We start from the raw sequence: 14,586 nt of genomic DNA, 5'->3' as shown, positions 1-14,586 counted from the left end.
ACTTTAGACTGAAGGACCATAATAAAGGCGCAAATATACCTCTACCCCAGCCGGATACCGGCCAGCACCGACACATCGCCATAGCAACCGTCGACTATCCCAAGAACACAATTCAAATCCGAATCTACTGTTATTCTGGCCCACGATCACCGTATTTGAGCAGCCCCTTCACCGCCTCGCCATCCAAAGCCTGCGCATCGAACAGCGCCGTGGTGAGCGCGTCGAGCTTGTCGCGGTTCTCACTGATGATTTCGACCGCCCTCGCAAATGCCCTTTCCAATCCCGCATGGATGCGGGCTGCGAGATCGGGATTACCGTCGAGCACGGCGGTCGGGTCCTTGTCATCGCGGTAGAGCAGCGGCTGAATCGCACCGAAGCCGAGGGAACGCTCCATGGCGAGCGCCATCTTCGTTGCCCTGGCGAGACCGCTTTCGTCCGAACCAGCGGACCCGGCGGACACCTTGCCGACCACGATCTGCTGGGCGGCGCGCCCCGCCATGAGCATGGCAAGCATGTCCTTACGGTACCCCAGCGTATCAGCATTTGCCTAAACCCGCAATCTTCCAACCTATCGGTCCCACCAATTGTGGGTTGCTATGATCCGGGCCGACTTCATGGTCTGAGTAAAGTCGTAGGAGCTACGGCGGTTAAGAAATTCCTACATTAAGCAACCTGTGATGAAATAAACAGCAGAGAGATCAGAAATTAAACTTGATAAATTTCCATAGGTTAGCGTGCAAATCCGCGCCTCTCACGTTCTGGCGCATTCTCCACATCAACTGTCGCGATATGAAATCTTGGGTTGAATGGAATTTGGAAGCCGATACGGGGTCCCGTTACAACGTCGATTGACAAGAATAGCTGGCCAAAGTCCAGCCACCACCAGGAGGCACGGCCATTTTCCGGTCCTGTCAGTCCGAATTGTGCGATTGCTTCAAACTTTGCCCATAAACCTCAGGAACCCTTCGACAGGTCTCCCGGCCTGCCGAAAAAAGAGGTCCTGTCGCTATCGGCCGGACTCCGCCCGAGGCGTCTCGCAGAAGAAACAGCACGTCTAGGCCAAGGTGCTGGGCAAGCTCGGTCCCGGACGTCGGACCGAGAACCGTCAACGCGGTCGCCCAGGCATCGGCTTCAGCGCAGGTTCGCGCGACGACCGTGACCGAAGCGGGCGACGACAGTAGCGGCGCACCGCGGCGCGGATTCATGGTGTGCGAGAGACGGCGACCGTTCACGACAGTCCAATGCCGGTAATCGCCAGAGGTGGCGACCGCAGCCTCCTGCAAGGCGAGGACGGAGTGCGGCGCTCGACGGGCCGCGTCGGGACCTTCTACGGCAATGTTCCACGGTTCACCATCGGGGCGCAGACCGAGCGCCCTCATCTCGCCGTCAATTCCCACGAGGCCGGAAATTATGCCGAAGCGCCCGAGGATCGCGACCAGCCGGTCGACGCCATATCCCTTGGCAATGCCGTTGAGGTCGATCGTGATCGGCGCGCGCTTGCGCACCGCCGCGCGAACAGGATCGAGCTCGAGCGCCACATGGGCGGGTTGGCGCGATGTCGCGAGTGCCTTCCGGATCAGGGCCCGGTCGGCCGCTTGCGGGCCAAAACCCCAGGCAACGACCGCATCGCCCACGCCGATATCGAAAGCTCCGCCCGACGCACGGCCGATTTCGAGCGCAAGATGCAGAACGTCTGCCAGACGCGCCGGCACATCGATCCAGTCGCCGACGGGACCGGCGTTCAACCTCATCAGAGCGCTGTCGGGCTTCCAGGTGGACATCTGCGCGTCCACCTCGTCCATTTCCGCCTGAAGAGCGTGTCGAACCGGCTCCGGATCGAACCCTGCCTCCGTGTAGAACAGCGCGGACCAGCGCGTTCCCATGGTCGGTCCGTTGAGCGCGTGCCTCATCGGATCAGTAGACGTCTTCGACATAGCGTCCCTCCGCCTTGAGCAGGGCCGGCGTCAACCCTACCGGCGCGAGAATCTCGGCAAGCGCCGCCGAAACGCCGACGGCCATATCCCGCCCACCACAGACCATGATGCGCGCGCCGCTGCGGATCAGGGCTGCGATCTGGGCGGCATCCTCAAGAAGAGCGTGCTGGACATAGCGCGGCATCCGCCCGCGCGAGCAGGCCCCGACGAGCCGGTGAAGGCGCCCTTCGCGATGCCAGCGCGTCAGTTCGTCCTTGTAGAGGAAATCGCTGGCAGGATGACGCATTCCGAAGAACAGGTGGATCGGACGGCGACGCGCATTGGCGCGCACGAAGCCCGCCAGCGGCCCTATCCCTGTTCCAGCTCCGATCAGGATCAACGGTATCCTGCTCCTGCCGGCATGGAAGCCGGGATTGGTTCGGATGAATGCGCGAACGGCACATCCTGGCTCCAGATTGAAGAGCTGCCCGGAACAGAGCCCCGCCGGATGCTTCTTCACGACGATCTCGATGAAGCCATCGCGCCGTCCCGAAGCCAGCGAGTAGAACCGTGGAACGGACGAGCCCTCGGGCAGCACGCCGAGAAGATCGCCTGCCGAATATCGACCGAAGCCACGCCCGGCCAACCGATGCCAGAACCGGACTTTGGGCAGCACGAACCGCAGGATCACTGTCGGAGCTTGCACCTCCGCGCCGTATTCGCGTCGCGAAACGAGGGTCAATGGGGAGGCCGCCAGCAAGGCTGGCCGATGGACAAGCTCCAGCCCGATCCCTATTGCCTCGCCCAGCGATCGTCCCCAACGGGCAAAATCCTGCGGCGACTGCCGGTCGACGGTTTCGTATGGGATGAGCGTGCTCCACCCTCGCGCCTCGGCGGCCCTCGCAACGACCTGGGCAAAAGCGCAGTAGGCCGGGAAGCTGCGGTCACCGAAGCCGAGCACGGCGATCGGAATGGTTGGCTCTACCGGCAGGGTTTGCAGGCGATCGAGAAACCCCCGCGCCGAAGCGGGCGCATCGCCATCGCCATAGGTTGCCGCAAGAATGAGAACGCGCCGGGCATGCCGGTAGCGTTCAGGATCGAATGACGACATCGGCGCGGTGTGAACCGCCTGCCCGAGCTTCGTCAGCGCGGCGTGCAGTGTCGCAGCGAAGCTCCATGTGCTGCCGCTCTCGCTGCCGACAAGCAGGATCGTTTCCGCACGTCCAGCCGTTACATTGCCGTGAATCCGTGGCCGCCCGCGCCGACCCGCCAGCCACAGGATGAGGCCGGTGCCCGCCATCGCCGGCACGCCGAGCGCCATCATGCCGAGCACGAGGCCCAAGGTGGCCGCGCCTCGACCGGTATGCAGCATATAGATAGTCTCCGAGAGACGCTGCCATCCGGTCAGGTCGCTCCAAGCCAGCAGCACGCCGGTGCCCTGATCCAGATAGCCCGTGCCGCGATCCGTCTTCAGCGTGAAGACATCCGTCGCATCGGCCGGATCGGGAAACGCCAGGCTGCGCAGTTCGGTGACCGGTGTCCGTTTCAGCAGATCCATATGCGATGCGGCCATGCCGGTCCGGCCGCTCGCCTCGATGTGGGCGACGGGAGATGTGGCCGCGTCGGGAAGGAGATCGAATGTCGACGCCGTCATCCACAATGCGGTGGCCGAGGACAAGACGAGGCCTGCGACGGCGACGCGCGCGATCTCGACATGCAATCTTCCGGCGAGCGGCCCGCGTATCGGCGCGAACCATCGCCGCCAGCCGCCGGCCCTGCGGGCGACGAGCATAGTGCCGGACACAGCCAAGACCAGCATGGCGGCAGCGCCCACTGCCGCTGCGATACGCCCGCCGTCACCGAGAAAGAGCGACCGGTGCAGACCGGTAAGCCACTGCTCGACGGCATTCGGATCGCTGGAGGCGACACCCAGCCCTGTTGCGGGATCGATGATGGCGGCCTGAGGCGCCCCACCCTCAAACCAGTAGGCGGTGATCTTGCCGGAGGGCGCGCGACGTATCTGTTCTATTTGAGGGTGGATGGCGAGGATACGTCCGGCCAGCGTCCCGACGGAAAGCCCTGCCTCGGCCTGCGGGGCGGACAACCGTTCGGCGGCGGGAAACAGCGAGAGTGCTGCACCGCTAAGGCTCAAGACCAGCAGAAAAAGAGCGGCCAGAAGGCCTGGCCAGCGATGGATGACACGGATCATGTCGTCCACCGCCTAGAAGGAGTAGGCAACGGTCGAGACGTAGCGTCGACCGCGAACGGTCGTCTTCGTGCCCGCAGTGGTCAGGGGAACGGCGACCTCGTTGGGGCTGTCACGCATGTCCTCCACGGCTGCGTCGACATGCAGCGTGTAACCTGCGTCGAAAAGCGCATCGGCAAGGTCGAGCGAGATCTCCAGCGTGCGCCCCGCACCGACGCTAGCGCCGGTAATGCCGTCGATACCGGCGCGGCCGCCAGTGGCGCGATACCAGCCCGATAGATGCTCGTAATATTTGGACTTGCCGCCAGCGACCCAGAGCGTGCCGGCATATTTGCCCTGGGGATCGGTGACGTAGAGCGCGAGATAGGCGCCGTCGCCGCCATAGTTGGTCAGCGTTGTGGTCAATGTCACCGGCCGGGCCATGGCGAGGCCAGGGAACGTGAGGGCGGTTGTCATGGCGAGAGCTGCGAGAAGCGATTTCATGTCGGCTTGCCTTCTGCGAGGAAACGGTGTCCGGGTCGTCGCAGAGCGCCGACCCGTCCTCGTCACTGTGGCGAAGCCGCCTGAGGGCTGCCTGACGGCCATCGGGATTTTCCGTCAGCACTTCGTCAGGAAACATCGGACACGGTCAGGTCCGCAGCAGATGCAGGAGCGACCGGCCTGTCGGCAGGCCAGCCGCGAAAGCTCCGGGGACTGAACAAGACGGCAGCCAGCCACGCTCCGCTCAGGCGCGTGGCTGGCTGCCGCTGCGTTAGCGCGGAGACATCCGCTGCAACGTCCCGTCGCGCAGGACGTACTGGTGCCAGACCGCCATCGCGGCATGCAGTCCGGCAAGGTAGAGGATGATCGTGCCGGCATTCTCATGAATGTCCGCGATCAGGCCCGGTGCGCCCTGCACCCGCTCGGTGATCGCCGGAAGCTGGAAGCCGAAGAAAGAAACGGGAACACCGAGGCGCGACGCCGCGTACCAACCGCTCAACGGCAGGGCAATGAGGAACAGATACAACAGCACATGTCCGGCTTTGACGGCAAGGGCGAGACGGCCATTGGACTGCGGCGCGTCCGGGGTTCCGCCCGCAAGGCGCAGGATCAAGCGCGGAAGCACCAGGACGAGCACGGCCAACCCGAACGAGAAATGCAGCAAGGGCGGGTTTTCGGCCATATGACGGCCTCCCGTCGAGGTCAGCCAGGCCCCGAGGATCAGCAGGGCTGTCAGCCAGTGGATGACGATCATGCTTCTGGAATAACGGGCCGGATCATGAGGCATGGCGGGATCTCCTTGCGACGGTCGCAGCGCTTGAGCGATAGCGAGATGGGATTGCTACTTGATGGTGGTCTTGGGCCGCACGGTCGTCCCGAGCAGGGTGTTGGAGGATGTTCCGCCTACGGTGTCGTTCTGCGAGGCTGGCGGCCGCTGACGCCTCGATCCGTGACGGTCGTCATCGCGATCCCTGTGCCGGAACTTGACGATTTCGAGGGTTTCCGGATCGACCTTGGCCTTGAAAGCCAGGCCATTCCGGTCGGTTCCCCGGATTTCGTAACAGCCGTCATCGATCTTGATCCTGGCAACGGTCCAGCCTTGACTGGCGGCCATTGTTTCGACCGCTTCCCGCGGCTTCCATCGATCCATCGAGACATGGCAATCGTCGTCGTCAGCCTTGGCGATACCGGGACCGGAAAACGCCAGAACGAGGATCGCGGCCAGCAAATGTTTCATCGTTTCATTGTTCCTGATCAACGCGCTTTCGGGGGGAACCATGGCACGCTCTCCTGACGAACGCCTGAAGCAGCGATGGGGCGGTCTTCAGCAAACCGACAGCATCGGACGCTAGGCAGGAGGATGGCGAGACGGGTGACCCTGGGATGAGAGTTCTACTGATCGAAGACGATGCTATCCTCGGAAAGGCCGTGCGCGAGCAGGTTGCCGCCCTCCACTCGGTGGACTGGGTGACACGGCTCGATGCGGCGCGCGAACATCTCCAAAGCGCGGCATACGATCTCATCCTGCTCGATCTGATGCTCCCGGACGGATTGGGCATCGCCTTTCTCAAAAAGCTTCGAGCCGAGGGCAGCGTGACGCCGGTCATCATCCTGACGGCGCTCGACCAGATCTCCGACCGCATCGCGGGCCTCGATGCCGGCGCCGACGACTACATGATCAAGCCGTTCGATCTGTCGGAACTCTCCTCGCGGCTGAATGCGGTGGCGCGGCGATACAGCGGCAACCCGAATCCTCTCATCGAGATCGGCGACCTGCGCATCGATCTCGCCGCCCGGACCGTGATGCACGGCGCGCGCCCTGTTGAGCTTACCGGTCGCGAATGGGCGCTGTTCGAAGCATTTCTGCAGCGGCCCGGCATCGCGATGACCAAGGCGCAGCTCGAAGATCGGCTCTATGCATTCGGCGCAGAGGTCGAGAGCAATACGATCGAGGTTCACGTCAGCAGACTGCGCAAGAAGCTCGGCCACGGCGCGATCGATACGGTGCGGGGCATCGGGTATCGTCTTGGAACGGCAAGATGAAGCGGCCCAGGAGCCTGCAATGGCGGCTCTCGCTATGGCTGGGGCTAGGGCTAACGGTGTTATGGGCACTTGCCGCGGTCGTGACCGCGCAGATGCTGCGCCACGAAATGGACGAGGTGTTCGACAGCGCCCTCGAAGAGACGGCGCAACGCATCCTGCCGCTTGCGGCGATCGAGATCATCGGCCGCGATGCCGACGACACCGAACAGCGCGTTGCCACGCTCCGCCAGCACGACGAGTATTTCACCTATGTCGTGCGCGATGCCGCGGGCAAGGTTCTGCTGCGATCGCACAGCGCCGATCTCGCGGCATTCCCGCCGTTTTCCGGAATGGGCTTTGCCACGACGCCGACGCACCGCCTCTACTCCGACGCGACCCTCCAGCAGAATCTGACCATCACCATCGCGGAGCCCCTGTCGCATCGCCGGATGACCGCCGGGCGACTGTTGCTCGGGCTGAGCCTGCCGCTGGCCGTCATTGTCCCGCTCGGCTTGATCGGCATCTGGGTCATTGTCCGGCTGTCCATGACCCCGGTTCGGACCTTCCGCTCGCAGATCGAGGCGCGCGGCGGCGGTGATTTGACACCCATCGACGCGGAGGACCTGCCCTCGGAGATCGGCCCCGTCGCCAAAGCGGTCAACCACCTCCTGGACCGATTGACGCGTACCTTGCAGGCCGAGCGCAGCCTGGCGGCCAAATCGGCCCATGAGCTGCGGACACCGGTGGCTGCTGCACTGGCGCAGGCGCAGCGCATGATCGCGCAAGCGCCGGACGACGCCACGCGCGAGCGCGCCGAGGATATGCAGACCGCCTTGCGGCGCCTTTCCCGCCTCACCGAGAAACTCATGCAACTGGCGAGAGCCGAGGGCGGACGCCTTCTCGCCGAGGCGCCGGTCGAGATCGGCGCCATCCTGCGGATGGTTGTGAGCGAATTCGACGGGCAGGCCGAGACTGCAGGGCGCATCGACCTGACACTGCCAGACGCGCCGGTATTCGCAAGCATCGACGCCGACGCCTTCGCCATCCTGGCCCGGAACCTGATCGAAAACGCCCTCAAGCATGGCGTGCGGGACGAACCGGTCGCCGTCACCTTGTCGGCAGACGGCTGTCTGCGCGTCACGAACGCCGGCCCGGTCGTGCCTTCCGCAGTGCTTGCGCGGCTGAGCGAGCCCTTCGAGCGCGGTCAGGCTCTGGTGCGGGGGGCCGGCCTGGGGCTCGCCATCGCCCGGACCATTGCTGCCGGAACAAATGGACGGATAGAACTCCAATCTCCCGCAAGCGGCAGGATTGACGGGTTTGAGGCAAGGTTCTTCATAGACAAATGATCATCGACATCGACGCCAGATGCTGAAAGGCAACTCGGGAGACCATGGACACTGACGCCCTGCTCAGCCGCCTTGCGGTATCGCTTTCGATCGGTCTGCTGATCGGCCTGGAGCGTGGATGGCGTACCCGCAACGAGGAAGACCATCTGCGCGCGGCAGGTCTACGAACGTTCGCGCTGACCGGTCTCACCGGCGGCATTACCGGCGCCCTGGCCCGGCAGTTCGACTCTGGCCTCGTGATCGGTCTTGTTTTCCTCGGGTTCACCGCGGCATTCGCCTCCTACCACTGGCTCGAAGCGCGGGCCGAGCGAAATTACAGCGCGACATCCGTCGTCGCCGGCATAGCCACGTTCCTGCTGGGAACGCTTGCCGTCGTCGGCGACCTTGCAGCCGCCATCGCCGGGGCTGTTGCCACGGCTGTGCTGCTTGCCCTGCGCGAGCCGTTGCATCGTTGGGTCGCGTCGCTGAGCTGGAATGAGATCCGGTCGGGCCTGACGCTTCTGGCAATGACCTTTCTCATGCTGCCGATCCTGCCGAACAGGCCGGTCGATCCCTGGGGCACCGTCAATCCATATGAGATCTGGTTGCTGACCATCCTGATCGCCGCGGTCTCCTTCGCCGGCTACGTCGCCGTCCGCGTGTTCGGGGACCGGCTTGGCGTCCTGATGACGGCGATCGCGGGCGGGCTCGCCTCTTCGACAGCGACGACCTTGACGCTGGCAAGGCTTGCCCGCCGGCACCCCGAGTCCAGCACGCTGCTTTCCTGTGGCGTGCTTCTTTCCGGCTTGACCATGATCATCCGCGTTGCAGTCGTGGCAACGGCCTTGAACCCAAGCTTGCTTCCGCATCTCAAATGGCCATTGCTCATCGGCGGTGGCGTGCTCGCCATCGGCGCCGGGCTCCTGCTGCTACAAAGTCGCGGCTCCTCCGAACAGCCGGAACTTACGATCACCAACCCGCTGGAATTGGCGCCTGCCCTGAAAATGGGGACACTCATCACCGTGGTCATGGTGGTGTCGCATCTGCTTCAGCAGTCGTTCGGGAATGCGGGCGTTCTGGTGACCGCCGCCGCTTCGGGCATCGCCGATGTGGATGCGATTTCGATCTCCATGGCCCGCCTGGCGTCGCATTCGATCGAGCCCGGTCTTGCGGCAGATGCGATCCTGATCGCCGTGGCCATGAATACACTTGTCAAAGCCGTGATGGCGGCATGGGTCGGAGGCTCAAGGATCGGCGGGCCCGTCAGCGCCCTTAGCGTGCTCGGCCTTGCGGCCGGCATGGCAGCGTCTCTGTATCTTGGCCGTTCGTGAATTGAGGGGGAGATCGCGGCCGGGCATGCGGCCACACTCGGGCCTTGATGGGTCGGTCTGGTCGGCTGTAAGCGATGGTTTCGGGGAGAGTGGTGTCGCTGATCTCCCCGAAATCGGGTAATGCAAGCGGGGCAGCAAAACCCGGCCTCGCAGTCCCCTCACGCGTTGCGGAGCGATGCCACGATCTTGTCTTTTAACATCAGCCGCTGGCGGCGCAGATCGGCCTCGGCTGCTTCGGAAATGGCGTCGAGACGTGTCTCGGACCGATGAATCTTGTCGTTCACCGCGTCATATTCCGTCAAAACATGCGCAAACTCCGGGCTTTTCGCCTTCAGGGCATGAATGGCGTCCATCTGGTCTGGGAATTCGTCGCCAAGAGTGTGAGGTGTATTCGACAAGGTTCTTTCTCCTTTTCTGCAATTTCGCCCCGGCGTCAGGGCTTTTCGACGCGCGCGACCTGATAGGTGACAAACGCGCCTTCCCGCCCGACCGAGATGTATTCGCCAAGACGGAAGCACTCCTCGCCCAGGCGGAAACCGATCTCGTCGTCCCGATCACCCAGCTCGTAATCGAAATACCACTGCCCGCCGGGCTTGCGCCGCAACAGCCCGATGCGGGCCGTCTTACCGTCCCGAAAATATCGGACGCGACAGGCGTCGCGAGATTTCTTCCATTCCAGCGGATCAAGGAATCCTTCGTGGTTGAGCGGAACCAGAAGATCATAGCCTTCTTCCCGATCTCCCTCCGGATGGTCTTTGCCGCGAGCGAGAACCAACCGCACGTGGTGGAAACTTGAGGGTAGTTCTTGTGCCTTGACCACGATCCGATCCTTCATTTCCCCCCCTGATACACCATTGGCAAAGGAACGTTCTTGATCTGGCGCAAGTGAGACGAGGCATGTGTTATCCGATGCCGGCGACTATCCGGAACGGTCGAGATGGGCCTGCGTCAGGATGACCGCGCCGATCGCCGCAGGCTGAACCGGAAGCTTCTCCCAGTTAAGCTCGCGCAGGTTCTTGAGCCCCTGGAACAGCCCGCAGTCGATAAGGATGCGGTGGCGCGCCGAGCGATGTCAAAGTCAGCATCGGTGTCCCTTTGCGGTTTTTAGGACAGGGAAGGTCCGGCTGCCGCCCAATCAGCACTGGGTCCAATCATGGTGTGGTGGGCGAGGTCGCCCGCGATCCGGACGTGCTGCCCGTTTGATCCTGGAACTCATATTGACGAGAATGGTGAAGATAGCCGTCGGTGGCGCGGATTCGGTCCGACAGGAGGCGTAGGCCATTCAGCACGACCAGAACGGTGCCGCCTTCGTGTCCGATCACCGCGAGCGGAAGCGGCAGGTCGAAGAACAGGCCGCCGGTCACAAGTACCAGCATGGCGCCGATCGCGAGGACGAGATTCTGTCGGATGATGACGGCCGTCCGCCGTGCAAGCCGGTGCGCATCGGCCAGCTTCTTCATGTCTTCCGACAGCAGGGCGACGTCGGCGGCCTGCAGTGCGACGTCCGACCCCGCCGCGCCCATGGCGATGCCGACGTCGGCGCGAGCCAATGCGGCGGCATCGTTGACGCCATCGCCGACGAAAGCGACCTTGCCATCACGCGCGAGGTCGCCGACCTGGAGCACCTTGTCCTGCGGCAGCATCTCGGCATGAACCTCGCCGGGCGCAAGGCCAAGTTCCGTACCGATGCGCAAGGCCACCGGCCTGCGGTCGCCGGTCATCATCACGATGCGGTTGACGCCACCGGCGCGAAGCGCGGCCAGCGCCGGGGCTGAGCTGGCTCTTGCTTCGTCCGCAACACTGACCGCCCCCAGAACGGTCGCACCGCGCCCAAGATAGACCACGGTCTGAGAACTGTCGGCGAGTTCACGGAACGCCGGATCATCGACGGAGGCGCCCATGTCCTCGACGAGGTGAGCGTTGCCGGCCCATATCGGGCCGAAGGAATCGTAGCCGACGATGCCGGCGCTCGGATGCGACGTAACGTCCACGACCGCCACCGGCTCAACGCCATGAACCAGGGCCTCACGACGGATGGCGGCAGCGATGTGATGCTCGGAATGCGCTTCCAGCCCGGCAAGGAGCGAAAGGAAACGGCGATCCTCACCATCCAGGGCGACAATGCGCGTAACCTCTGCACGTCCATTGGTCAGGGTCCCGGTCTTGTCGAACGCGAAGGTATCGACAGCGGCGAGCGTTTCGAGCGCACCGCCCCCCTTGAACAGCACGCCGCCTCGCGCCGCGGCGGAGAGCGCCGACAGGATCGCTGCCGGGACTGAGATGACGATCGCGCAGGGACTGGCGGCGACCAGGAGTGTCGCGGCCTTGTAGAGGGCCTGTTCCCAGTCGCGGCCAAGCCAATAGAAGACCGCAAGGGCCAGAGCGGAGCCCAGCAGGACACCGACCGTATAACGCTGGCCGAACCACGCGCTGAAGCGCTCGGACGGCGCCTTCGCTTCCTGCGCCTCGGTGACGAGCTGGATCATGCGCGCGATCGTGCTGTCGCCGACCGTCCTGGTGACGGTCACGTCAAGGACCCCGTCAAGATTGACGGTCGCCTCGAAAACCTGCTCGCCCGGTTCCTTGGAGACCGGCATCGACTCACCGGTGATATTGGCTTCGTCGATTCCGCCACGGCCATGCAGGATCACACCGTCGGTCGGCACGCGTGCGCCCGGACGCAGCACCACCACATCGCCGACGGCAAGCTCCGCAGCAGGAACCTCCACCGTGGTCCCGTCCTCTCCTTTGCGGAAAGCCGTCTCCGGCCGGAGCGCCATGAGCGCCTCAACAGCCCTGCGCGCGCGTCCCAATGCCTGGTGCTCAAGCGTGGTCGACACGCTGAACAACGTCAGCAACACCGCGCCTTCGAACGGCGCCCCGACGATCGCCGCCGCCACGGCCGCGACGACCATCAGAAGATCGATGTCGAGGATATGATCGCGCCACAACGCCGTCAGGGCGCTCCAGGTGGCGGGAAGCCCTCCGGCCAAATAGACCATCGCCAGACCGGGAGATCTTAGAATGGAAAGGCCTTCCGCCGGCGGCCAGGTCCCGGCGACGGCCAGCATCATCCCGAGGACCGCAATTGCCGACATGACGGTCTGGAAATCGAGCGACAGACGTTTCATCGTCACACCGCCCGGCCGATCACGGAGCCGATCAATGCGGTCGAGGCCATCGCGACAGCGCCCCAGAACACCACCCGGATAGTCGGTTTCCAGATGCTGGCGCCGCCCGCCCGTGCCCCGATTGCGCCGAGGATGGCAAGACCGATGAGGCAAGCAAGGGACACGGTCCATGCAGCCGTTCCGGCCGGCGCAAGCAGGGCGACGATCAACGGCAAAGCCGCACCCGCCGCAAACGTGACCGCCGAGGTCAGCGCAGCTTGAACCGGTCTTGCCATCACATGGCTCGCCAATCCGAGTTCATCCCGCGCATGGGCTTCGAAGGCATCCTTCGCCATCATCTGTTCGGCGACCTGCCGGGCCAGCTCTGGGGCCACGCCGCGCTGCTCGTAGATTGCCGCGAGTTCGGCCAACTCGGCCTCCGGCTGCGTCGCCAGCTCGTGCCGTTCCCGCGCCATGTCGGCTTCCTCGGTATCGGCCTGCGAACTGACCGACACATATTCGCCCGCCGCCATCGACATCGCCCCGGCCACCAGACCGGCAACACCGGCAACAAGGATCTCATGCGAGGCGTTGGTCGCCGCGGCGACACCGACGATCAGGCTCGACGTCGAGATCAACCCGTCATTGGCACCCAGTACAGCCGCCCGAAGCCAGCCTATCCGTTCGATGAGATGATTTTCCTTGTGAAGGGCGCGCATGAATGGTGCTCCGAGCAGTGATTGTGTGTGCAGCGGGATGATGCTGCGTCGACGCAACCTCATTCCGTGATGGAAGGAAAACGCAGAAAAATGTTCAGTTTAGAATTATTCTAACTAAAGGACTAATTCAAGATACAACCGGCCTTTGGAACCTCACTAGCCAACCACACGGTCTACGGCCATTGGGCGATCACCGGATCCCGGCAGGTCTGCGATCAAGACCAAGATCGCTCGCCCGCCGGACGACCCGGTGTCACCCACAGATAGACAGCTTCGAGGCTAAGCCTACTCGCAAGGCAACCATCGCTAGTCCAATTCCGTCTCCGGCGACGTACCGATGGTACTGCCATCGCCGAAGCGCTTGACGCTGCCATCGACGACCTCGAGCGTTGCGGGATCGATCTTCACCTTGAGGACGTTCCCGCTGGTGTCAGTGACCCGAAGTTCGTAGCAGCCATCGTCGATCTTCATCTTGTCGATGGTCCATCCGAAGTCGCCCGCAAGCTTCCCGAGAGCTTCGAAGGATTGCCTCTTCTGAGGCGGAACGTCGCACGCCTCTCCAGCAAACGCAGCCGTTGCCGGAAGCACCGCGAGCAATGCAAGCACTGCCAATGTCTTTCTCATGATTTCTTCTCCTGGGCTGTGTTGTCGATGGAGGAAATCATGCACAGAGGGACTGACGGGCTACTGAAGATCGGCAGAAATTGCCGTCAGCTTCCGGTCAGCAAACACCGCCATCGTTGCAGCGGAAAGATAATCGTTCTCACGGGCCCGTTTCGAAGCCGCGCCCTTCGCCTGCTTCTTCGTGGGTGACCCCGTCGCGGATGTGGTAGATGCGCCTGAAGGTGGGGATGATCTTTTCGTCGTGCGTGACGACGATGATCGCCGTTCCGAATTTCACGGCCATGTCGTTTAGGATCCGGATCACGGTCAACGCGCGCACACTGTCGAGCGGGGCGGTCGGCTCGTCGGCAAGAATGACAGGCGGCCGGTTGACCAATCCGCGCGCGATGGCAACGCGCTGTTGCTCGCCGCCGGAGAGCTGCGATGGCATCGCATCGGCTCGGTGCTCGACATCGAGTGCTTTTAGAAGCTCTCGCGCGCGTTGGCGTGATTCATGATTTGGGATGCCGGCAAGCATGGGAAGCAGGGCGACATTGTCGGTCACGTCCAAAAAGGGAATGAGGTAAGGCGCCTGGAAGACAAAACCGATCTTGTCGCGCCTCAACGCACGCAGATCGCGGATCTTCCATCCATCGTCATAGATCAGCTCGTCACCAAGGGTCATCCGCCCACCGCTCGGGTCGATGACCGCCCCCAGAGCTTTGAGTAAGGTACTCTTCCCAGAACCCGACGGTCCAATCAAACCGACGACCTCGCCGGGCGCGACCCGCATATTGACGTCTTTGAGGGCATCAACGGCGGTGGAGCCGCTGCCATATCGCTTGCGGATTTTCTCGATCAGTATCCCGCCGCCCAT

The 14,586-nt window shown here is 63.3% G+C and carries 15 protein-coding genes; 3 read left to right on the top strand and 12 right to left on the bottom strand.

The genetic code is table 11. The features are described 5' to 3' along the window. Positions 1 to 130 precede the first annotated feature (130 nt). From K8M09_RS17950 to K8M09_RS17925, 6 genes are all read right to left on the bottom strand, one after another. A complete protein-coding gene (locus tag K8M09_RS17950; protein WP_051795987.1) occupies positions 131 to 514 on the bottom strand; it encodes a M41 family metallopeptidase in 384 nt (127 codons plus the stop codon). A gap of 397 nt (positions 515 to 911) precedes the next feature. Further along, the gene (locus tag K8M09_RS17945; RefSeq protein WP_160788089.1) at positions 912 to 1,934 is read right to left on the bottom strand and encodes an FAD:protein FMN transferase; all 1,023 of its coding nucleotides are present in this window, start codon (positions 1,932 to 1,934) and stop codon (positions 912 to 914) included. Beyond that, positions 1,915 to 4,122, bottom strand: coding sequence for a PepSY domain-containing protein (locus tag K8M09_RS17940; RefSeq protein WP_160788088.1), 2,208 nt, complete (start codon positions 4,120 to 4,122; stop codon positions 1,915 to 1,917). The genes K8M09_RS17945 and K8M09_RS17940 overlap by 20 nt, the downstream gene beginning before the upstream one ends. Positions 4,123 to 4,134: 12 nt before the next feature. Beyond that, entirely contained in the window at positions 4,135 to 4,602 is a 468-nt protein-coding gene (locus tag K8M09_RS17935) for a DUF2271 domain-containing protein (protein WP_023513012.1), read from the bottom strand. Positions 4,603 to 4,870: 268 nt separating this feature from the next. Further along, a complete protein-coding gene (locus K8M09_RS17930) occupies positions 4,871 to 5,386 on the bottom strand; it encodes a cytochrome b (protein ID WP_023513013.1) in 516 nt (171 codons plus the stop codon). A gap of 54 nt (positions 5,387 to 5,440) precedes the next feature. Continuing rightward, the gene (locus K8M09_RS17925) at positions 5,441 to 5,878 is read right to left on the bottom strand and encodes a PepSY domain-containing protein (RefSeq protein ID WP_023513014.1); all 438 of its coding nucleotides are present in this window, start codon (positions 5,876 to 5,878) and stop codon (positions 5,441 to 5,443) included. A gap of 104 nt (positions 5,879 to 5,982) precedes the next feature. Here K8M09_RS17925 and K8M09_RS17920 point away from each other — a divergent pair, with 104 nt between their 5' ends. The 3 genes from K8M09_RS17920 to K8M09_RS17910 are packed head-to-tail and all read left to right on the top strand — an operon-like array spanning position 5,983 to position 9,277. Beyond that, complete coding sequence (locus K8M09_RS17920) at positions 5,983 to 6,642, top strand: response regulator transcription factor (protein ID WP_024271189.1); 660 nt, start codon at positions 5,983 to 5,985, stop codon at positions 6,640 to 6,642. Then, complete coding sequence (locus K8M09_RS17915; protein ID WP_035219798.1) at positions 6,639 to 7,967, top strand: ATP-binding protein; 1,329 nt, start codon at positions 6,639 to 6,641, stop codon at positions 7,965 to 7,967. The genes K8M09_RS17920 and K8M09_RS17915 overlap by 4 nt, the downstream gene beginning before the upstream one ends. 44 nt (positions 7,968 to 8,011) lie before the next feature. Then, positions 8,012 to 9,277: an MgtC/SapB family protein gene (locus K8M09_RS17910; RefSeq protein WP_023513017.1), complete on the top strand. Its 1,266-nt coding sequence runs from the start codon at positions 8,012 to 8,014 to the stop codon at positions 9,275 to 9,277. Between the two features lie 158 nt (positions 9,278 to 9,435). On the opposite strand, the gene K8M09_RS17905 is transcribed toward K8M09_RS17910, so the two are convergent. From K8M09_RS17905 to K8M09_RS17880, 6 genes are all read right to left on the bottom strand, one after another. Continuing rightward, positions 9,436 to 9,675 (bottom strand): YdcH family protein, encoded by a 240-nt coding sequence (locus K8M09_RS17905; RefSeq protein WP_023513018.1) that lies wholly within the window; start codon positions 9,673 to 9,675, stop codon positions 9,436 to 9,438. A gap of 35 nt (positions 9,676 to 9,710) precedes the next feature. Then, complete coding sequence (locus K8M09_RS17900; protein WP_050746437.1) at positions 9,711 to 10,112, bottom strand: hypothetical protein; 402 nt, start codon at positions 10,110 to 10,112, stop codon at positions 9,711 to 9,713. A 316-nt stretch (positions 10,113 to 10,428) separates the two neighbouring features. Further along, entirely contained in the window at positions 10,429 to 12,408 is a 1,980-nt protein-coding gene (locus tag K8M09_RS17895) for a heavy metal translocating P-type ATPase (protein ID WP_023513020.1), read from the bottom strand. A gap of 2 nt (positions 12,409 to 12,410) precedes the next feature. Continuing rightward, entirely contained in the window at positions 12,411 to 13,106 is a 696-nt protein-coding gene (locus K8M09_RS17890; protein WP_023513021.1) for a VIT1/CCC1 transporter family protein, read from the bottom strand. A 306-nt stretch (positions 13,107 to 13,412) separates the two neighbouring features. Beyond that, positions 13,413 to 13,730, bottom strand: coding sequence for a PepSY domain-containing protein (locus tag K8M09_RS17885; RefSeq protein ID WP_023513022.1), 318 nt, complete (start codon positions 13,728 to 13,730; stop codon positions 13,413 to 13,415). Between the two features lie 139 nt (positions 13,731 to 13,869). Further along, a complete protein-coding gene (locus K8M09_RS17880; RefSeq protein ID WP_024271190.1) occupies positions 13,870 to 14,586 on the bottom strand; it encodes an ABC transporter ATP-binding protein in 717 nt (238 codons plus the stop codon).

The organism is Shinella zoogloeoides, assembly GCF_020883495.1.
In the GTDB taxonomy this organism is placed as follows: domain Bacteria; phylum Pseudomonadota; class Alphaproteobacteria; order Rhizobiales; family Rhizobiaceae; genus Shinella; species Shinella zoogloeoides.
Note: the sequence above shows the minus strand (reverse complement) of the source record. Positions and strands in the feature narration are given on the sequence as shown.